Raw genomic sequence first — 18,172 nt, 5'->3', positions numbered from 1 at the left:
GTACGGCAAATAGATGCCGTGCATTGCAGGTTCCCGGACTCTGTGAGTCCGGGAACCTGCAAGTCCCAAAGGCACTCCAGACCCATGAAGTGGCATTAGTATCTCCGGCGAAACCTGAAGTGGTGAAGGACCCGAAGGAATTCGTCGGCTGACAGTCCTTCGAGGGTTAGCCCGAAAACGCCCCCGCGTCCGACGAAGAGCTTCGCGACGAGTTCCGGATCGGATGGCGTTTCAGTTAGGAGCCAGTGGGCGAAATTGGGAGTCAGGTGCTGGAGATGTCGACATCGTTCGTGCATCTCATCCCCTGCGCTATAACCGGTGCCGACCACCAGGCCGTGCTGCCGACCCCGCTGGACCGAACGGAGAGTCTCCCCGATGAGCAGGAGATCCTCGACCGCTTGCAGTGAGTACCACTCAGTGGCCAAATCGGTCAGGCCTGCGGGGTTGTGCAGTCCGAGCGCCCCGTAGGCATCGAGAATAATCTCGTGGTTTTTGGGCCTGAATGCCAGGAAATCCCAGATGAACCGCTCCCCGGAAAATTTGGTCTGGAAGCGGCGCACAAAGCCCTCGGTGGCCCCGTGAGGATAAGTGGGACTCGGGTTCGGTTTGCCGTCACGCAGGCTGATGCCCATCTCTGCGGAGAATGGTCCGTCGGACTGAAGGTCGTCGTCGAAGGCCGTCAGCGCTGCCGTAGAGAATGTGCCAAAGAATTGGAGTCCTTTCGCTATGCAGGCGCTCTCGTGGGCGCGTTCCTGTTCCTTTTGCAGCGCTATTGACTGACGGGCCGCACGGCGGCGTTCCGCTACTTCGGGAGCCAAAGGTGCCTTCTCCCGAGCGGCTGACCGCTCGGCCGCCAGCCGGTCCGCGACCTCCTTTTTCAGCCGGTGGTCCTCCCACGCGCGTTCCGCCAGCCCGGCCAGGATCCGGCTCCGCTCCCCATCAAGTTCCCCCATGGCCATGATCCTAGAGGCCCTCCAGTTCTTCGTCCACCGGCCGCACGGCCGGCAAGTCCGCCGACGGCAGCGGAGCCGGACACGCTGGTGTGGCAAGCAACTCTGGGTCCCGCGTCAGGCAACCAGCTTGGTCTCCCAGAGGTCTTCTGCAAGCCGGATCAGGTGCGAAGGGACGTCGGCTTCCTCGCCATGATCGCCGTGGCCGAAGAAGACCGCGGTGCCCCGCGCCACGCCCGTAAGGTCCAGCCCGCAGTCGCGGATCAGCTGGGCGGCGCGCAGGTTGGGCGGAAGGTTGGTGATCACACCTTCGGCGTTGAGGTAGACACGCCAGTCACCGCGGGTGACGGCTTCAATGTCTCCGTCGACCAGACCCTGCAGGGTGTGCAGATCCGGTGAGACTGTCTCGACCCGGGCGGGTTCGCTGATCCGGGCCGGAATTATGAGTGCTTTGCATGTGGTTCGCATTTTAGGTCTATTACTTATAACAACAGTGCAATTTCGAGTGTTCCCGCCAGGGCACAGGGGCCCATGGAAGCGAGCAGGCGGTAGCGGCGGCGACCGCAGCCGGGCCCCCCGCCTCCGGAGTAGCTCTGGCATCTTGCCCCCGGCAGTGCCAGCATGTTGGGCATCAGGCTCACAGCGCCCCAACTCCGGGCAGAAGGAGGCACGGTCATGACCTACATCAGGAACTTCCGCGATGTGGGACCGGACGCTCTCGCCCTGGCCGGCGGCAAGGGCGTTGGACTGGGCGGGCTGGTTCAGGCCGGGATGCCTGTCCCTCCGGGGTTTGTGCTGACCACCGCCGCCTACGCGGATTTTGTCGAGGCCAACCACCTCGGGGCCGGCATCCGGGAGCTCGCCGCGAGGTCTCCGCAGGCCACGCCGCAGGACTATGAGGACGCCTCGAAACGGATCCGCGTCCTGTTCTCCGGCGGAACCATGCCGGCAGCGATCGCAACAGAACTCGACGCCGCCTACCGCCACCTCGGCGACGGCGACGGCGACGGCGACACCGCCGTGGCGGTGCGCTCCTCCGCCACCGCCGAGGACCTCGCCTCGGCCAGCTTCGCCGGGCAACAGGACAGCTACCTCAACATCCGCGGGCCCGAAGCCCTGGCAGTGGTCGTGAAAGACTGCTGGGCTTCGCTGTGGACGGCACGTGCCATGGCCTACCGCAACCGCGAAGGCATCGCACCGGACACGGTCCGCCTCGCCGTCGTGGTCCAGCGCATGGCCGACGCCGAGGCAGCCGGGGTGATGTTCACCGCCAATCCGGCCAACGGCCGACGCGACCAGCTCGCGATCAGTGCCGCGTGGGGCCTGGGCGAGTCCGTGGTCAGCGGCACGGTGAGCACTGACGACCTCGTCGTCGAAGCAGGGACGGGCAGGGTGCTCTCGCGCCGGACAGCAGACAAGGAGGTTATGACTGTCTACGCGGATCACGGCACCCGGGAGCAGCCGGTGCCGGCGGGCCGCCGTCGGGAGCCCGTCCTGGACGACCGCGCGGCGGCCGAGCTGGCCGGCTACGGAACACGGATTGCGGAACATTTCGGGGCGCCGCAGGACGTCGAGTGGGCGCGGGACGGCGGCGGGTTCTTCATCCTGCAGTCCCGGCCCGTCACCGCGCTGCCCGAACCGGCCGCCGACACCCCGGATACCTGGCCGGTGCCCTACCCGCACGGGCTGTACTTCCGGGCGAGCATTGTCGAGCAGTTGCCTGACCCGCTCTCGCCGCTGTTTGCCGACCTGATTGACGGCTCGGTGTCCCGGTCGCTGCGCGCCCTGCTGGCCGAGGCCGTCGGCAAGAACGTCATCCGGGACGACGACGTCGGGCTGCCCACCGTCAACGGGTACGCCTATTACTACTACCGCACCTCGGGAATGTGGCGGGTGATGGGCAAGTCGCTGAACGCGGTCCGTGCGCTGATCCGGGGCGAGGCGCACATGGGGGTGGCCGGGTGGCGGGACTTTTCGCACCCCCGCTACGAGGCGGTGATCAAGGACTGGTCGGCCACGCCGGTCGCGGAGCTTAGCGGTGCGGAACTGCTGGAGGGGGTACAAAAGCTGCTGGACGCCGGCACGGTGTACTACACGGCGGTTCAGTCGATCATTCCGCTCGCCGCAACAAGCGAAATCACGTTCCGGACCTACTACGACAAGTTCGTCCGCCGCGACGGCGATCCTCCCGCCCAAACGTTCCTGCTCGGCTACGACAGCGAACCCATCCGCGCGGAGAAGTCGCTGTACGACCTCGCGGTCTGGGCCCGGGAACTCCCGGGACTGGCCGCGGCGATCCTTGATGCGTCCACCCCGGCGCTGGTGGAGTCGCAGCGCACCGGATTCCCGCCCGCCGGGATGGCCCCGGCGCCCTGGACGCAATGGCAGGCCCGCCTGCAGGACCACCTCGACCGGTTCGGCCATGCGGTCTACAACCTGGACTTCGTCAGCCCGGTGCCGGCCGACGATCCCTCGGCACTGCTGGAGACGGTGAAGTTTTACCTGCGCGGGCAGGGCAACGACCCGCACGAGCGCCAGCGGCACTCGGCCGCCCGCCGGGAGGAAGAAACCAGCCGCGCGGCCGACCGGCTCGGCCCGCGCCGCCGGGCCGCGTTCCTTCGACTGCTCCGCTGGGCGCAGCGTGCGGCCCCCATCCGCGAGGATGCGCTGGCCGACGTCGGGCTGGCCTGGCCGCTGCTGCGGCGGATGCTGTTCGAGCTCGGACAACGGCTGGTGGACTCCGGTGTTATCGCCGGGCCCGCCGACGTGTTCTGGCTGCGCCACCGGGAGCTGCAAAGCGCCGTCGAGTTCGGCCTCGCCGCCCCGGGCGCGACGGCAGCCGTCACCATTACCGGGGCGGACCGGCCCGTCCGCGCCACCGCCGTCGAGGAGCGCAAGATGCTGTGGCGGGGCCAGGCCAGGGCCGCCGCGCCGCAACTGCTGCCGGAAAGCCGGTGGATGGAGCGGTCCTTCGGGGCCATGATGCCGGCGCGCCCGCAGGAGAAGACCGGCGACGTCATCAAGGGGGTCGGCGCCAGCTCGGGGCAGGTCACCGCGGCCGCCTGCGTCCTGACCGGGCCGCAGGATTTTGGCCGGATGGTGCCCGGTGACGTCCTGGTCGCGCGCATCACGACGCCGGCCTGGACCTCGCTGTTCGCGATGGCCTCCGCCGTGGTCACCGACGTCGGCGGCCCGTTGAGCCACAGCTCGATCGTGGCGCGGGAGTACGGCATCCCGGCCGTGCTCGGCACCGGCGTGGCCACCCAACGGATCACCAGCGGCCAGCGGATCCGCGTGGACGGCGACGCCGGCACCGTCACGATCGAGCGGCCGGACGTTCCCTAGGATGGACGCTTCCCTAGAGTGCGAGTTTGAAGCCCACGTGGGACGCTGCGAAGCCGAGGCGCTGATAGAACCGGTGTGCAGCGGCCCGGGACTCATCCGACGTGAGCTGGATGAGGGTTGCCCCGCGTCGGCGACCCTCGCTGATCGCCCACGTGATCATGGCGCCGCCAAGACCGTTGCCCCGAAGATCCGACCGAACGCGCACGGCTTCAATCTGCATTCTTGTGGCTCCACCTCGGGCGAGGCCGGGGATGAACGTCAGCTGCATGGTCGCAACGACTGCGTTGTCGCTGGAAACAACGGCGACCAGGAGTTGGGCAGGATCCGCGTCGATTGACTGAAATGCGAGGTCGTAGGGGCGCCGGTCCTCGATCGCAAGCGACTCGACGGCGGCTCTGAGCAGGTCGGCCGCCAGGAGCCCAACAATTGACCCGACATCGGAGGCTTCGGCTTTCCGTAGAGTGAAAGTGCCTCCGGGGAGCTCCAGTTTGGTGAGAGTCATGTCCCGAGTATTCCAGCCCGCGCTACGCCGGCCCGAGGGTGACCCGGCAGCCCGCCGTCCTCAGCGCCGCTGCCGGAGGCGAGCGCTAGCCCGATTGGCCCGGGCCATCCGGCAGGCTGGCATCGACCGGGAAGGTCATGAACGCCGGCGTCTCGTACGGGTGCACGGGTAAATGGCCTCGATCCGGGTTTCCGCCACTACCTCGGGGGAATTGATAACGCCGACGGCGGGGCTGGCGCCCGGCAGCGGCGTGAAGCGCCCGGTGCCTTCGAGGCTGAACGAGCAGTGCGAGTAGTTGCCCAGCCGGCCCGCCCCGGCGTTGCCAATGGCCTCCCGGACAGCCTGCGCCGCTTCGGTGGGAACGTAAATGACCAGACAATCAAATGGCTCCATGGCAGAAGTCTGCCACGGAGCGGTTGCGCGCAACGCCGGCGGTCGGCGAGCTTCAGTGGGAGCCCCCTTCGAGGAGGGGTGTGCGTGGAGACCCAACCGCCGTCGTCCAGGGCCAAAGATCACCGGACGTTCTACCACGGCACGAAGGCTGACCTGAGGCCCGTGGACTTGCTAAACCCGGCTAAAGCTCGAATTTCGGGGAGAGAAAGACGGCGAACTTCATCAACCTGACGGCGACTCTGGATGCGGCTACTTGGGAAAGCGGAACTCGGAGCGGGCGAGGGGCCAGGCAGTATCTACCGCGTGGAACCCACAGGCCCTTTGAGGACGACCCCAATCTGACGGACAAGAAGTTCCCGGGAAACTCGACGAGGTCCTACCGCACCCGGGCGCCGCTGAGACTAATCGACGAGGTCCTGGATTGGCAGCCACACTCCCCCGAGGTCCTTCAGACCATGCGGAACCACCTCGAAGAACTCAAGCAGCTGGGCATCGACGCAATCAACTAAACTCCCCGCGGACGTCTACGCCTTGGGAAAGGGGTCAAGCAGCGGGATCCCGGCCGCCGGCTCCGGGCCCCGCCGAACTAAGGCTCAGCAGCCCTACCAGTCCTTCTTATCGGAGGGGGAATGCCGATAAGGGCCGTTACGTCAGCCCCGGACCTTTTGGGGATTCTGGCCCGTTCGCAATTGCCGCTGGACGGCCTGGGCTACGCTCTTGCGGTGTACGGACTGGATCTCCGCCGATGCACCGATGAGGATTGTAGAGACCGACACAGTTGCGGGACTGCCCGCACCGGCCGCCAGAGATTTCCTGCGCCGGGTCAGAGTCACAGACTTTGATGAAGAATGGGCGCTATCCCTTTTGGAAACACTCGGTGCCAAGGACCCAAGATCTACTTTGGACAGTTTCGAAGGCGACCGGTACATCGAACGGGCGGATCGCTCCCCCGCCGGGTGCCGCTGGTGGGCGACGACAACTCTGGGCAATCCCTCGCAATGGCCAGCTTCGGGGAGCCAAGCACCCGGAAGACAGCGGATCGGCTGATCACTGACATGCTGGACCGGGCCCCGCTCCCGGCTATTACGAACCCCAGGTCTCGAACTACCGCCGTTACTTGCTGACTTTGCCGGTGAGTGAGGCGACGGGTCGCAGGAACAGCGGGCGAGCCAGCAACCCCGCTGCAACCATGACGGCCACTGAGGCGGCGAAGATCCAGAACCCGGTCCACCCGGCGCCGTCGTTGGAGGCGTACATATGGTTCAGATTGTGCAGCGCGCCTGTGGTGAACACGAGTGCCACGTGCACGATCACGAAGCAGACGAAGTACAGCATGACCGGGAAGTGGATCGCCCGGGCCACCTCTACCGGGTAGACACGATTCAGCGTTGTGGCATCCTTTGGCCACGCCCCACTCATTCGTAAGCCAGTGGCGAGGGCCAGCGGCGACGCGATGAACACAATCGAGAAATAGGCCAACACTTGCAGAGAGTTGTAGTTAACCCAGCCGTTCTCAGTCGGCCAGTTCAGCGACGCGTACTGGACGGCGGTAGAGAGGGCGTTCGGAATGACTTCCCAACGGGTCGGGACGATCCGCATCCATTGCCCGGTGGCCAGTAGCAAAATGACGAAGATAATCCCGTTGAGAACCCACAGCGCGTCCAGGGTTAGGTGAAACCATAGATTCAGGCTGATCTTCGCAGGCTTTCCCTTGGTCTTGATCAGCCCGGTGTTGTTCCGGGTCCAGTGCTCCTTGGGCCTCGCCGTGGTCCGCACCAACCACCCGGATCGTATGATCAGCAATAGGAAGAACGCGTTGAGGAAGTGCTGCCAGCCTAGCCAGGCCGGCAGGCCCACGGGGGCGGTCGCGGGCAGTTCGACCTGTCCCGGGTAGGTGGTCAGGAAGTCCTGGATCGCAGGGAGTGTCCGCATCCACTGGGCGAAGAGCACGACAGCCGCCAGTGCCACCACGGCTATGGTGATCGCCGCGGCCAGTCTGGCCCGCTTGTTCCCGGGCTTCGTTGGCGTGGTGCTGGTAGTCGTCGACATGACGGGTTGTCCTTTCCTGAGCGCGGGGGCTCCGCTGCTGTCCCGGCCCATGGCAATGCCATGGGGAGAGGTTAGTTGGAGCGGGCCTGGATGGCTTCGATCAGCTGGGGAACTACGGTGAACACGTCGCCCACGATGCCGAAGTCGGCGACGTCGAAGATGGGGGCGTCCTCGTCCTTGTTGATGGCCACGATGGTCTTGGCGGTCTGCATGCCCGCCCGGTGCTGGATGGCCCCGGAGATTCCCAGTGCGACGTAGAGCTGCGGGGAGACGGTGATGCCGGTCTGGCCGACCTGGGAGTTTTGTTCGATGTAGCCGGCGTCGACGGCGGCGCGGGAGGCGCCGACGGCGGCGCCGAGCGCGTCGGCGAGCTGTTCGACGAGCACGAAGTTCTCTTTGGAGCCCAGGCCGCGCCCGCCGGAGACCACACTGGTCGCCCCCCGCAGCGCCGGCCGTCCCGAACCGGAGCCCGCGGCGTGCACCGTGTCGATCCTGGCGGCGTTCCCGGCGTCGATGTCCAGCGCGACGGTCGTGACCGTGGGGGTTGCTGCGGCCGCGCGCTCATCCAGCGCGCCCTGGCGCATGGTGATGACGGCCGGGCCGGACGGCACCGTCGCTTCAACGGTGTAGGCGCCGCCGAAGACTGAATGGACACCGACGGCGGACCCGTCCCCGCCCGCCCGGACATCCACGACATCTGCCAGCAACCCGGCGCCGGTACGGACCGCAAACCGGGCCGCGACCTCACGGCTTTCAACCGAGTTCGCCACGATGACGGCGGACGGTTCCAGCGTCCGGGCCGCGGACGTGAGCGCCTCGACCTGGGCTGCCGCCAGCAGCCGGCCCACCTGTTCGCTCTCGGCGAGGTACACCTGATGCGCGCCGAGGGCCCCGAGCTGGGCAACCAGGGCGGCGCCCTCGCTTGGCTGCGTGGCCACGACAGCCACGGGCGTGCCGAGCTTGGCGGCCGCGGCAATCAGGGCCGATGCGCTGGTGGCGATGGCGCCCGCGGGCGAGATTTCAATCAGTGCCAGTACGTTGGACATGTCAGTCTCCTCGGGTCAGACCAGGCGACCGGCGACCAGGAACTCGGCGAGCTCCCGGGCTGCGGTTCCGTCATCGACGATTTTCTTGCCGGCAGTGCGTGCCGGTCGCTCGGAAATAGTGAGCACGGTTGACGTGCGACCGGCCACGCTCGGGTCCAAGCTCAGGTCCGCCAGGGACAGGGTGGCCAGGGGCTTGCGCTTGGCAGTCATGATGCCCTTGAAGTTCGGGAAGCGTGCCTCGGCGGACCGCTCCGTCACCGACACAATGGCCGGCAGTGCCGCGCTCACGGCTAGGCTCCCGGACTCCGCGGTGACCTCGCCGGCCACCGTGCCCGCAGTGAGCTCCACGGCGTTCAGCGAGGAAAGCAGCGGTAGCCCGAGGTGCTCGGCCATCATGGCCGGCACCACGCCGCCGCGGCCGTCGGTCGATTCGTTGCCGGCGACGACCAGGTCAAAGCCGGTCCGCTGCACGGCGGCGGCCAGGACGGCGGCCGTCGTGGCGATGTCGGCGCTTTCCAGGCGGTCGTCCTCCACGTGCACCGCGGAGTCCGCCCCCATGGACAGGGCCTTGCGCAGGGCCTGCGTCGCGGAGGCCGGGCCCATGGTCAGCACCACGACCTCGCTTCCCTTGTTCGCGTCCTTGTGGCGCAGCGCCACCTCGAGGGCACGCTCGTTGATTTCGTCCGCGACGCTGTCACCGGCATCTCGGTCCAGCCGACCCGTCGAGGGGTCGAGCCTGCGCTCTTCCTCGGTGTCGGGCACCTGCTTCACCAGAACAATGATCTTCACGGGACTTTCCTCCTGTATTCGCGTACTGCACTCAAACTGGACTGGACTGGACTGGACTGGACATGCTTAGTGGATTCCTGCACAGCGCCTGTGATATTTCGAGCGTGGCGGGCACCATTAAGCTCAACTGTTCACTTCAGCTGATCGTGATCGCGGTATCCCATCACTCGAAGCCCTTGTAATAGTCCGTGACGAACTCAAGGTGCCTGCGCATTAGCCGCATCGCGGCCATCGAGTCCCGATCAATGATTGCGTCAAGGATCTCAGCATGATCCTTGCCGACATCGGTGCCGATATTCGCTGCGGCGTTCGACTTTCCGACGATTCTGTGAAGAGCATTGAAAAGCGGAACTGTCATGACCTCTAGCAACGGGTTGTGGGCCGCTTTGATGATCAGCAGATGGAAATTCGAATGGCTCGTAAAGGATGACATCTTGCAGTCGACTCCGGGATCGGCCTCCCTGAGTTGTTCGATGTCGTTGTCTGTGCGTCGCGACGCCGCATACCCTGCAGCGGGGACCTCGGTGATGTGTCGGATCTCCATGAGGTCGTTGATGGAGATCGAGTCCGCAGCAGCCAAGAGCGTCATGCCGACTTCGAGCTGAGTGCCCATGTGGCCAATCGTAGGAATCGTCACGAACGTTCCGCCGTTGACGCCGCGGACGCTTTTGACCAGGTGCTCGCTTGCGAGGGTTCTCAGCGCCTCCCGGACGGTGCTCTGGCCAACGCCGTACTCCTCACGGAGCTCCGGATCCGATGGCAGCCTCGAACCAGGCGTGAAAGTTCCGTCGAGGATACGGAACCGAAGCTCGTCAGCTACTGCCTCGTATGCAGTTTTCACTTCCATTATTTCTTCCTCCTGATGCCCGTACTGTTGGCGTTCAATGCGCCCGTTCCAAGATTAGGTGTGTGCGCTTGACGATGGCCTCGTCGATCAGCTCACCGTCGAGGACGAAAGCGCCCTCACCCCGCGCTTCAGCTTCTGCCAGCACCTTCTTCGCCCAAGCGAGCTCTTGCGGGCTGGATGCAAATGCCGTACGGATGATCTTCATCTGGCTGGGGTGGATGGCAAGCTTTCCATCGAAACCCTTCGCAACCGCCGACTCCGTCTCCTTCGCCAACCCTTCTTCGTCGCGGACGGCAGTCCACACCGAGTCGACGACGCGCTTGCCATGCGCCCTCGCCCCGTAGAGAATCTGCGTTCGGGCATGGTCGATGAGTTCGCGGACTCGCTCGACGGACGCCTCCGTCATTCTCACGTGGAGATCGGCCATGAGGTCGGCCGATCCGAGCGCTAGCGCTGCAACCAGGGGAACCGCAGAGATCTGCTCGGCATCAAGCACTCCCCGGGCTGTCTCGATCAGCGCAACGACGGATAGACCTTCGAGCATCTCGAACGGCTGGTCTGAGTGCGCCTTCGGCAGTACGACGTTCGTCACCCCTATGCTCCGAACCGCTTCGAGGTCCCTGTCGATGTGTCCGCTGTCGAACCCGTTGACCCTCACGCAAACACGTGCCGGATCGACGTTTGACGACGCCAGCATCTCCCGCGCAGCATCCTTGGCATCAGCGCGGACGGCATCCTCGAGATCGATGATTGTCAGGTCGGACGCAGCGATCGCCTTCTCATACCTTTCAGGTCGGTCGGCTGGAACAAAGAGCCAGCCAGGACCGGAGTCTACGATCGAAGTGGGCATCGTATGCCTTTCCCTTTGTGCGTTGAAAGCCATCTCAGCCACGGAAGGTAGCGATTATCTCGGAAGCTGGGCGTGCGAGGTCGGAGTCGAGGATCGCCGACCGGATTAGCGCGGTCTTCTCAGAGCCAACAACGGGCACTGCGCAGTCCGCGAACTTGGTCACGACCTCCTCGTTGGCCAGCGGTCGGGATGCGTGGCCGCGGTTGACTTTCTCCACCTCCTGGAACGTCGTGCCGTCTTTGAGGCGGACAGCTAGTGCCCCGGAGTACGCCTTAGGGTAAAGACTTTCCGGATCGTGGGCTACCTTGACCTGCGCGGCCACGGCGAGCAACTCTTCGTCTCCGCGCGCCTCCTCACCCAGTTCCTCGTAGGTGATCTTTCCGTGCTTGAGCGCAGCGGCTGCGAGGTACGGCAGGCTGAACTTAGTGTCGTATTCGTTGCGTGGGCGCAGTTTGTCCTCGACCGGCTCACAGACGACTTTGGATGGTACGTCGTGGATCAATGCTTCAATGCTGTCGATCTGCGAGAAGTCAAAGTTTGGCTCCTCTCGGATGCGCAGGGCGATGTCGATGAAGGCGTGGGTGAAGTGGCAGACCGGGAACGGCTTGACCGCCACATTTGCGACCTCCCAAACTTCGCCGAGGTCTGCGAAGAAGTCTGAGCTCGACGGTTCGGCATCCTGGATGTGGGTGCGGTAGAGGCCGAAGCGACCCTCGTAGATCTCCGCCGGACCGTCAAATCCGGCAGCGGCCAGGCTAACGGCATGCAGGCCGGCGTTGGCCGCCCAACCCGGATGTAGGCGCTTGGTCGGCGATCCTTCGTCGAGGAACTGAAGAAGACCGGAGGCGAACGAGCCCACGATGCCCTGTGCGGCGACGATCTGCTCGGATGTCAGTTTATGGATCACGCTCACACCCACTGCCGAGCCGAATGCACCGAGAACGCCGGTTGGGTGGAAGCCCTTGTCGTGGAACCGTCCGTCGGCGGCCATGCCGAGCCTGGCGTTTACCTCGATCGCAACAATGTAGCCGAGTAGCAGCTGTCCGAACGAGATCTCCTTCGAATCGGCCGTAGCGCTGATTACAGCTGCAAGCGAGGAAGCGCTCACGTGAGAGACTGCCGCGATGTGCGTGTCATCGAAGTCGTGGCCGTGGATCATCAGGCCGTTGGCGATGCAGGCCCCTGTCTTGCTCAGCGTCTCCTTCCGACCAATGACCGGGATGAAGCCCGGGTCCAACGGTGCCAGTCCGCTGATCGTGATGTCGGCGAATTCTGTCGCGCTGGCGGAGATGCCAACTCCGACGGAGTCAAGGAGTAAGTGGCGAGCTCGGAGCACCACGTCCTGTGGAATGCTCGCGAGGTCGATTTTCGAAACGCGTTCTGCGATCACTTCAGAAATGCTTGCCATGTCTTCTCCTAGGTCAGATCTTCGTGCGGCCGGCGAAGATCGACTTCGCGATCACGGTGTTGAGAATGTCGTTAGTGCCTTCGCCAATGCTCATGAGTGGCGCATCGCGGTAGAGGCGCTCGATCTCGTACTCTGTCGAGTAGCCGTATCCACCATGGATCGACATCGCGTCGATCGATGTCTCAAGAGCTACCTCCGAGCAGAAGACCTTCGCCATGCCGGTCTCGCCGTCGGCACGGCCTTTCAGGACGCTTTGCGCAGACCAATACATCAGCTGGCGAGCAGCCTGGACGCGGGTGGCCATTTTGCCGACTCGCAGCTGGATGGCCTGGAACTCCGAGATCGCCTGTCCGAACGACTCACGTTCCTGTGCGTAGGCGACGGACAGCTCGAGCGCGCGCTGAGCGATTCCGACCGAGCGGCCGGCGATGTTGATGCGGCCCCACTGGAGTGCTGACAGGACCTGTTGCAGTCCGTGACCCTCGACGCCGCCGAGGAGCGCGCTCTCGTCGACTTCACAGTCTTGGAACAACACCTCGCACGTCTCGGGTCCCTTGTACCCGAGCTTCGGTATGTCCCTAATGACCTCGAATCCGGGGGTGCCCGCCTCGACGAGGAGGATGCTCATTCCAAGATGCGCAGGGGTCGTCGTGTTGTCGGTCTTGACGAGGACGGGAAGCGGGTCGGCGTGACGGGCGTTGGTAATCCACATCTTCGTGCCATTGATGACGTACTTGCCATCGACTTTCTTCGCCGTGGTCCTGATTCCCTGCAGGTCAGTTCCGGCGTCAGGCTCGCTCAGAGCGAGCGCGGTCCGCCTCTCACCTGCTGCCAACGCAGAGAGGTATTTCTGCTTCTGTTGTTCGGTTCCGTGCTCGGCGATCATCTTCGATGCCATCGTGTGGCTGCCGAAAATGCCGGCCACGCCCATCCAACCGCGCGCGAGCTCTTCGAAGACGATTCCGAACGAGACGGGGTCAATAGCGAGACCCCCGTACTCCTCGGGGATAGTCAGGCCGAAAAGGCCCAACTCCTTGAGCTTCGCGACGATTGCGGTAGGGTACTCGCCCGACGCCTCCATTTTGTTGGCGACGGGGACAACCTCCTTGTCGACAAACGAGCGTAGAGTCCGCTTCAGGTCCTGCTGCTCTTCGGTGAGCTCAAACATAAGTCTCGACTCCTCTGATCTGCTTCTTCTCGTTGAGCTCGGCCAGCAGCTCAGCTCGGTTCTCGTCCATCCTGGGTGCTGGGTTGTTCGTCGTTTGACGGTTTCCGACACGGGGTGCCGATGCGATGTTCTTGATGGTCCCCCACTTGTGGTGCCGTGTCTCGAAGACGAGGCCGCGGGCGTCAATGAGCGGATCATGAAGCGCATCGGAAACGCTCTGGACTTTTGCGACGGGAATCCCGGCAGCGCCTAGTCGCCCGACCCATTCGTCGGCGGTATGTTCGAGGAACGCAGCGTCTAGGATCGCGAGGATTCCTGCTTTGTTTTCTAGGCGCCGCTCAAAGGTGGAGTATTCCTCAGCCGCCAAGCGGTCGTCGCCCAGGACATCCACTAGTCGTTGGTAGAACTTCTCCTTCGCGCAGCCCACCGTGAACCATCCGTCGCTCGCTTCGAACGCTTGGAATGGCACGAGCGACGGATGGGATGACTTTTCCGTCCTTACCGGCTCGAAGCCCTCGTTCAGATGCCAGCTGCCAACGTAGTTGAGCATCGACACAGCGGTGTCGAAGAGGCTGACGTCGCAGTCCATTCCGACGCCGTCGCGACGGGCTGCATGGACCCCAGCGAGTATCGAAATCGCCGCCACGAGTCCACCGCTGAAGTCGACGAGAGAGAGTCCGGTCTTGGTCGGCGGCCCTTGGGGGTCGCCGGTGATGTCCATCCAGCCGGCAGCGGCCTGCAGCATGTAGTCGTAGCCTGGTCTCTTGGCCGCCTCGCCGTCGGAGCCGTAACCCGACAGCGTGCAGCACACGATGCGGGGGTTAAGCTTGCGCAGCGATTCGTAGGTGATGCCCAGCTTCGCCGGAACGTCGCCTCGCAGGTTCGAGAACACGACGTCCGCTGTCGCGACCAAGTCGTTGAACACTTCTCGGTCTTCGGCGTCCTTGAGGTTCAGTGCAATGCTTCGCTTGTTCCTATTGAACGACTCGTAAAAGAGGGAATCGGTTCCGTCGCGGTACGGAGGGACGTAACGTCCGACGTCGCCGCCGGTTGTGGGGTCTTCGATCTTGATGACATCGGCGCCGAGATCGGCGAGTTGCATTGATCCCCAGGGGCCTGCCCCGTACTGCTCTACTGCGATGATACGCAGATCTTGTAGCGGTTTCATTTTCGTACTCACCTTAATAATTGGTTCACTCGATCCGTTTCCTCCGACGCGGGGTGCGGAACGGTCAGTCGAGGAAGTCGGTGACCGATTCGGGCGAGTCGGGAAAGTAGTTCTGGCCGATTCCACTCTCGCGGGTTGCGACCATCACCGACCGCTTCCACGTCACGACGGTTTTGCCTTCCTGGTTGACTCCACGGGTGGCCATTGAGACGATTCCCGCGTAATCGCGGGACTTGGATCGACGAGCTCCTGTGCACACGCTTTCGGCGTAGATGGTGTCGCCGACGTACACCGGGTGGCGGAACATAATGTCGGTGAACGCTAGGTTCGAGATCGCATTCTGGCTCATGTCGAACACTGAAAGGCCCAGGACGAGCGCTACTGTCAGACCGGAATTGACGATTATCTTGCCGTCGGTGATCGGGTTTTGCGACGCGAAGTGCCCGTTGAAGTGATTTTGGTTGGTGTTCAGTGTCAGGTTGCTTAGCCAGACGTTGTCGGCCTCGCCGATAGTTCGGCCGAACGGATGCTTGTATACATCGTCGACAACGTAGTCTTCGAAAAAGCGTCCGATCACTGCCTCATGAGTTGTCACTTCTGTCGTTCTCCTTCTTTGTTGCTTTCACTACCCAAGATCTGAGCCGAGTGGGTCGCAGCCGGCGCATCACTTAATGTGCATCTGGACTGGTCAGGCGATCTCTTCGAGGCTGCGGTTGCGGGTTTCGACGGGGATGGCGATGACCACGGCGACCATGCAGACTGCCACGGCACAGACGAAGCCAATCGGACCCATGATTCCGAACTGCAGGAACAGGCCGGACATTACGAACGGGACTCCGATCGAGGCCCCGCGGGCGAACGTGTATGAGATGCCGGTCCCGCGGAGTCGGTACTTCGTCGGGTATAGCTCTGGCATGTAGGTATAGAGCACGAACGTCACAAGAGCGTAGATCGCTGTCACGAGGACCACGCCGACGCTGATTACCATCACGATCGAATGCGACGCCGCGTACGCGAGACCCAGGGGGATGATGATGATCGAGAAAAGCAGGATCGCCCTTCGCCTGTTAATTCTGTTGACTAGTAGGAGGCAGAGGACGCCGCCTGCGGGAGCGCCGATAGCCATAAGCGCGGTGTAGGCAAGCGAGTCAGAGACCTTGATGCCCTGTGCGACGAAGAACGTGGGCATCCACGAGATCAGGCCGTAGACGAACATGTTGACGCCGACAGTCACGACGGATCCGAGCAGCACAAGCTGCCAGAAGGGCCTCTTGATGGTCTCCTTGGTCGCTGGCTTCTCCTCGCCAAGCGTCGCCGGAGCGTCTCCAAGGGTGGTTTCCGAGTGCCTCTCAAACTGCTCAACGACCTTTATCGCCTCGTCGAGGCGGCCCTGGGTGGCCAGCCAGCGCGGGGATTCAGGACAGTTGGTGCGGGCGATCCAGACAATGACTGCTGAAACCGCACCGATTACGAACATCCAGCGCCAGCCAAAGTTGGAGATGACTATGGCTCCGATGGCTGTGGAAATCAGCAGGCCAGAATTGACGAGGATGCCGAGGAACGCCGCCCACCTGCCGCGGTTTTCCGGGGGAATGAACTCGCTGAGGATGGCCCCCGCGAGAACGAGCTCAGCGCCGAGCCCTATGCCCATTACCAGGCGGGCGGCGACAAGGAGTTCGAAGGTCGGCGCGAGCGCGGCGGCGACGCCGGAGACGGCGAAAATAAGTAGGTTGAACTGGTAACTGAAGCGGCGGCCGTAGCGGTCGCCGATAAAACCGGCAGTGGCCGCACCGATCACCATCCCGACGAAGGTCATCGACATGAAGATCGCTATTTGGTTGATTCCTGCGAACCCGGAGGCAACGAGTGCTGCCGCGACTCCGGCCATGAGGTAGACGTCGTACGCATCGATCATTGCTCCTGCGCCGATATAGCCGAAGAGTTTCTTGTGTTCCCTGTTGATGGTGAGCGCATTCATCCGAGCACCGATTCTCACGTTCTCGGTGATGATATTCACAGACATCTTTGTCCTGCCCTTCTGATTGGATTTCAACCGCTGACGGTTTCAGTCACTGTCTTCGCGAACTCCAACAGTGCGCGGTCGTCGAAGGGCCTGCCCAGGATCTGAAGTGCAGGCACCAGAGACTCTTCCTCACCGGGGAGGGGAATCGTGACTGCGGGCAGGCCGAGATAGTTGGTGAAACGGGTGAACTCGCTAACCCGCATGTAGTTTCGGCGAACCGATTCGCTTGCCTGGTCGCTGACATTCGTCATCTTTGGAGCGAGGGTCGGTGCCGTTGGCATGAGGAGGAAGCGCGAGTCCTCTAGGTTCCTTTCCAGGAAGCCGCGGATAGCTTCCGGCCTCTCATTGACGGCATCGGCGTATTCGAGGGCCGTTACGGCGGTTCCGCGGATGACGCGGGATAGGACTTGATCTCCCAGCAGGTTCCAGTTCCACGCCAGCACACGGCCGACATTTCGGGCAGCTTCGACGCTGACCACGACCACAGATCTGCGCTCGAGCTCCGAAAAATCAATCTCGACGCCCGGGGAATCGGCGCGTCCGAGGGTTAGGAGAGCAGCCTCGTAGGCTCGCGCAACCGGCTCGTCGCACCTGTGGGTCACCGTGTCGACGGAGATGTGCGCGAAGCTTGATCCCTTTTCCGCACGGTTCTCCTCGAGTCTGCTGCGCATCTCGGAGCTCACGGCGGCCTCGTTGTCGAAGAGCGCCGCCGCCGTTGCGAGCAGGTGCTCGAACTCGCGAGAAATCAGCCCGATTGTGTCGAGCGTCTCCGAAAGCGGGTAGAGGCCAGTGTGCGAGAAGAGTCCGTTGGTTGGCTTATATCCGAAGAGGCCGCAGAAGGCGGCCGGCAGTCGGACCGAGCCTCCGGTGTCGGTGCCAAACGACACGTCGCATGCTCCGCGCGCTACCGCGATGGCGGAGCCGCTGGACGATCCTCCAGCAAAATGCGCCTCGTTGAGAGGGTTCACTCCGTCGCCGAGCCACTGATTGTGGCCTGTCGGGCTCATCGCGAACTCGGCCATGTGGTTCGAGCCTACAATCGTGCCACCAGCTGATTCGACAGCCGACAGAAGTGGCGATGTGACAGCCGACCGCCGATTGCGGAGCGAAGGATTACCCATTGTGATGGGGTAGCCCTTAACTCCTATGTTGTCTTTGTGCGAGTACCTTATGCCGGAGAGAGCATCACCCGTGGTCCTGGCACCGGTGACCCGCTCGAGAAGATAGTTGCGCATGATTCCAGTGTGAGCGGCCATTTGTTCGTCACTGGTCCACAGCACAGGCTGCTGCGCACCGCTGGCCTCAGCGAGGACAATCCAGTCGCATGGTTCGGGGGCGGTGAATGCCGCGTCTACTTCAGCTGCAGCTCGCTCGACGAGGTCGGCCGCCTTCTCAAAACGAGAAGCGCCCAGCAGGTCGTTGACGGCAACGCTAATGCACTTCGAGGGGCTGGATATTGAGTCATCGCTGTTCAAACTGTTCATTTGGTCCCGTCTCGCGTCGAATGCCAGCCGCGGCATAGTTCATCGAAATTCGCAGGCACTCCCAGTGGGGAAAAGTATGACCTGCAACACTTTTAGAAAGTGTAAACCTCTGATGTGGAGGGGGTCAAGGAGTCAGATAGGTGACTTTTG

Annotated in this window: 17 protein-coding genes; 2 read left to right on the top strand and 15 right to left on the bottom strand. The window is 63.3% G+C overall.

The features are described from left to right. Positions 1-95 precede the first annotated feature (95 nt). Together AC50YM_RS06145 and AC50YM_RS06140 are read right to left on the bottom strand one after the other, a co-directional pair. The gene (locus tag AC50YM_RS06145; protein WP_494956083.1) at positions 96-953 is read right to left on the bottom strand and encodes a cell envelope integrity TolA family protein; all 858 of its coding nucleotides are present in this window, start codon (positions 951-953) and stop codon (positions 96-98) included. 114 nt (positions 954-1,067) lie between these two features. Continuing rightward, a complete protein-coding gene (locus AC50YM_RS06140) occupies positions 1,068-1,418 on the bottom strand; it encodes a DUF3846 domain-containing protein (RefSeq protein WP_494956082.1) in 351 nt (116 codons plus the stop codon). Positions 1,419-1,625: 207 nt separating this feature from the next. Here AC50YM_RS06140 and AC50YM_RS06135 point away from each other — a divergent pair, with 207 nt between their 5' ends. Further along, complete coding sequence (locus tag AC50YM_RS06135) at positions 1,626-4,295, top strand: PEP/pyruvate-binding domain-containing protein (RefSeq protein ID WP_494956081.1); 2,670 nt, start codon at positions 1,626-1,628, stop codon at positions 4,293-4,295. Positions 4,296-4,308: 13 nt separating this feature from the next. Here AC50YM_RS06135 and AC50YM_RS06130 read toward each other — a convergent pair whose 3' ends face one another. Then, positions 4,309-4,797, bottom strand: a complete 489-nt coding sequence (locus AC50YM_RS06130) for a GNAT family N-acetyltransferase (protein ID WP_494956080.1) — start codon at positions 4,795-4,797, stop codon at positions 4,309-4,311. Between the two features lie 135 nt (positions 4,798-4,932). Beyond that, positions 4,933-5,190: a hypothetical protein gene (locus AC50YM_RS06125; RefSeq protein WP_494956079.1), complete on the bottom strand. Its 258-nt coding sequence runs from the start codon at positions 5,188-5,190 to the stop codon at positions 4,933-4,935. Between the two features lie 221 nt (positions 5,191-5,411). On the opposite strand from AC50YM_RS06125, the gene AC50YM_RS06120 reads away from it, so the two are divergent. Further along, the gene (locus AC50YM_RS06120) at positions 5,412-5,699 is read left to right on the top strand and encodes an NAD(+)--rifampin ADP-ribosyltransferase (protein ID WP_494956098.1); all 288 of its coding nucleotides are present in this window, start codon (positions 5,412-5,414) and stop codon (positions 5,697-5,699) included. Between the two features lie 604 nt (positions 5,700-6,303). Here the strand turns inward: AC50YM_RS06120 and AC50YM_RS06115 are convergent. From AC50YM_RS06115 to AC50YM_RS06065, 11 genes are all read right to left on the bottom strand, one after another. Then, positions 6,304-7,239 (bottom strand): cytochrome b/b6 domain-containing protein, encoded by a 936-nt coding sequence (locus AC50YM_RS06115; RefSeq protein WP_494956078.1) that lies wholly within the window; start codon positions 7,237-7,239, stop codon positions 6,304-6,306. Positions 7,240-7,310: 71 nt separating this feature from the next. Next, positions 7,311-8,285 carry an electron transfer flavoprotein subunit alpha/FixB family protein gene (locus tag AC50YM_RS06110; protein ID WP_494956077.1) on the bottom strand — a complete coding sequence of 325 codons (975 nt, stop codon included), beginning with the start codon at positions 8,283-8,285 and terminating at the stop codon, positions 7,311-7,313. A gap of 15 nt (positions 8,286-8,300) precedes the next feature. Further along, positions 8,301-9,074, bottom strand: coding sequence for an electron transfer flavoprotein subunit beta/FixA family protein (locus tag AC50YM_RS06105; RefSeq protein WP_494956076.1), 774 nt, complete (start codon positions 9,072-9,074; stop codon positions 8,301-8,303). Between the two features lie 163 nt (positions 9,075-9,237). Next, on the bottom strand, positions 9,238-9,921 hold the full coding sequence (locus tag AC50YM_RS06100; RefSeq protein WP_494956075.1) for a FadR/GntR family transcriptional regulator: 684 nt from the start codon (positions 9,919-9,921) through the stop codon (positions 9,238-9,240). A gap of 34 nt (positions 9,922-9,955) precedes the next feature. After that, positions 9,956-10,771: an HpcH/HpaI aldolase/citrate lyase family protein gene (locus tag AC50YM_RS06095; RefSeq protein WP_494956074.1), complete on the bottom strand. Its 816-nt coding sequence runs from the start codon at positions 10,769-10,771 to the stop codon at positions 9,956-9,958. 34 nt (positions 10,772-10,805) lie between these two features. Next, positions 10,806-12,179 (bottom strand): MmgE/PrpD family protein, encoded by a 1,374-nt coding sequence (locus AC50YM_RS06090; RefSeq protein ID WP_494956073.1) that lies wholly within the window; start codon positions 12,177-12,179, stop codon positions 10,806-10,808. Between the two features lie 13 nt (positions 12,180-12,192). Beyond that, a complete protein-coding gene (locus tag AC50YM_RS06085) occupies positions 12,193-13,347 on the bottom strand; it encodes an acyl-CoA dehydrogenase family protein (RefSeq protein WP_494956072.1) in 1,155 nt (384 codons plus the stop codon). After that, on the bottom strand, positions 13,340-14,515 hold the full coding sequence (locus AC50YM_RS06080) for a CaiB/BaiF CoA transferase family protein (protein WP_494956071.1): 1,176 nt from the start codon (positions 14,513-14,515) through the stop codon (positions 13,340-13,342). Before AC50YM_RS06080 ends, AC50YM_RS06085 begins: the two co-directional genes overlap by 8 nt. Before the next feature lie 64 nt (positions 14,516-14,579). Further along, positions 14,580-15,110 (bottom strand): MaoC family dehydratase, encoded by a 531-nt coding sequence (locus tag AC50YM_RS06075; RefSeq protein WP_494956070.1) that lies wholly within the window; start codon positions 15,108-15,110, stop codon positions 14,580-14,582. A 93-nt stretch (positions 15,111-15,203) separates the two neighbouring features. Then, positions 15,204-16,568, bottom strand: coding sequence for an MFS transporter (locus AC50YM_RS06070; protein WP_494956069.1), 1,365 nt, complete (start codon positions 16,566-16,568; stop codon positions 15,204-15,206). Continuing rightward, positions 16,565-18,022: an amidase gene (locus tag AC50YM_RS06065; RefSeq protein WP_494956068.1), complete on the bottom strand. Its 1,458-nt coding sequence runs from the start codon at positions 18,020-18,022 to the stop codon at positions 16,565-16,567. Before AC50YM_RS06065 ends, AC50YM_RS06070 begins: the two co-directional genes overlap by 4 nt. Between the last annotated feature and the right edge of the window lie 150 nt (positions 18,023-18,172).

It is taken from the genome of Pseudarthrobacter sp. RHLT1-30-1, from assembly GCF_059383415.1.
The sequence above is the reverse complement of the archived record's forward strand: the minus strand, read 5'-3'. Positions and strand labels throughout refer to the sequence as shown.

Bases quoted from the DNA above. Each gene is read 5' to 3' on its own strand.
- AC50YM_RS06090 (WP_494956073.1), bottom strand. From the start codon at position 12,179: ATGGCAAGCATTTCTGAAGTGATCGCAGAACGCGTTTCGAAAATCGAC.
- AC50YM_RS06135 (WP_494956081.1), top strand. From the start codon at position 1,626: ATGACCTACATCAGGAACTTCCGCGATGTGGGACCGGACGCTCTCGCC.
- AC50YM_RS06145 (WP_494956083.1), bottom strand. From the start codon at position 953: ATGGGGGAACTTGATGGGGAGCGGAGCCGGATCCTGGCCGGGCTGGCG.
- AC50YM_RS06110 (WP_494956077.1), bottom strand. From the start codon at position 8,285: ATGTCCAACGTACTGGCACTGATTGAAATCTCGCCCGCGGGCGCCATC.
- AC50YM_RS06100 (WP_494956075.1), bottom strand. From the start codon at position 9,921: ATGGAAGTGAAAACTGCATACGAGGCAGTAGCTGACGAGCTTCGGTTC.
- AC50YM_RS06080 (WP_494956071.1), bottom strand. From the start codon at position 14,515: ATGAAACCGCTACAAGATCTGCGTATCATCGCAGTAGAGCAGTACGGG.
- AC50YM_RS06130 (WP_494956080.1), bottom strand. From the start codon at position 4,797: ATGACTCTCACCAAACTGGAGCTCCCCGGAGGCACTTTCACTCTACGG.
- AC50YM_RS06085 (WP_494956072.1), bottom strand. From the start codon at position 13,347: ATGTTTGAGCTCACCGAAGAGCAGCAGGACCTGAAGCGGACTCTACGC.
- AC50YM_RS06065 (WP_494956068.1), bottom strand. From the start codon at position 18,022: ATGAACAGTTTGAACAGCGATGACTCAATATCCAGCCCCTCGAAGTGC.
- AC50YM_RS06115 (WP_494956078.1), bottom strand. From the start codon at position 7,239: ATGTCGACGACTACCAGCACCACGCCAACGAAGCCCGGGAACAAGCGG.
- AC50YM_RS06125 (WP_494956079.1), bottom strand. From the start codon at position 5,190: ATGGAGCCATTTGATTGTCTGGTCATTTACGTTCCCACCGAAGCGGCG.
- AC50YM_RS06140 (WP_494956082.1), bottom strand. From the start codon at position 1,418: ATGCGAACCACATGCAAAGCACTCATAATTCCGGCCCGGATCAGCGAA.
- AC50YM_RS06095 (WP_494956074.1), bottom strand. From the start codon at position 10,771: ATGCCCACTTCGATCGTAGACTCCGGTCCTGGCTGGCTCTTTGTTCCA.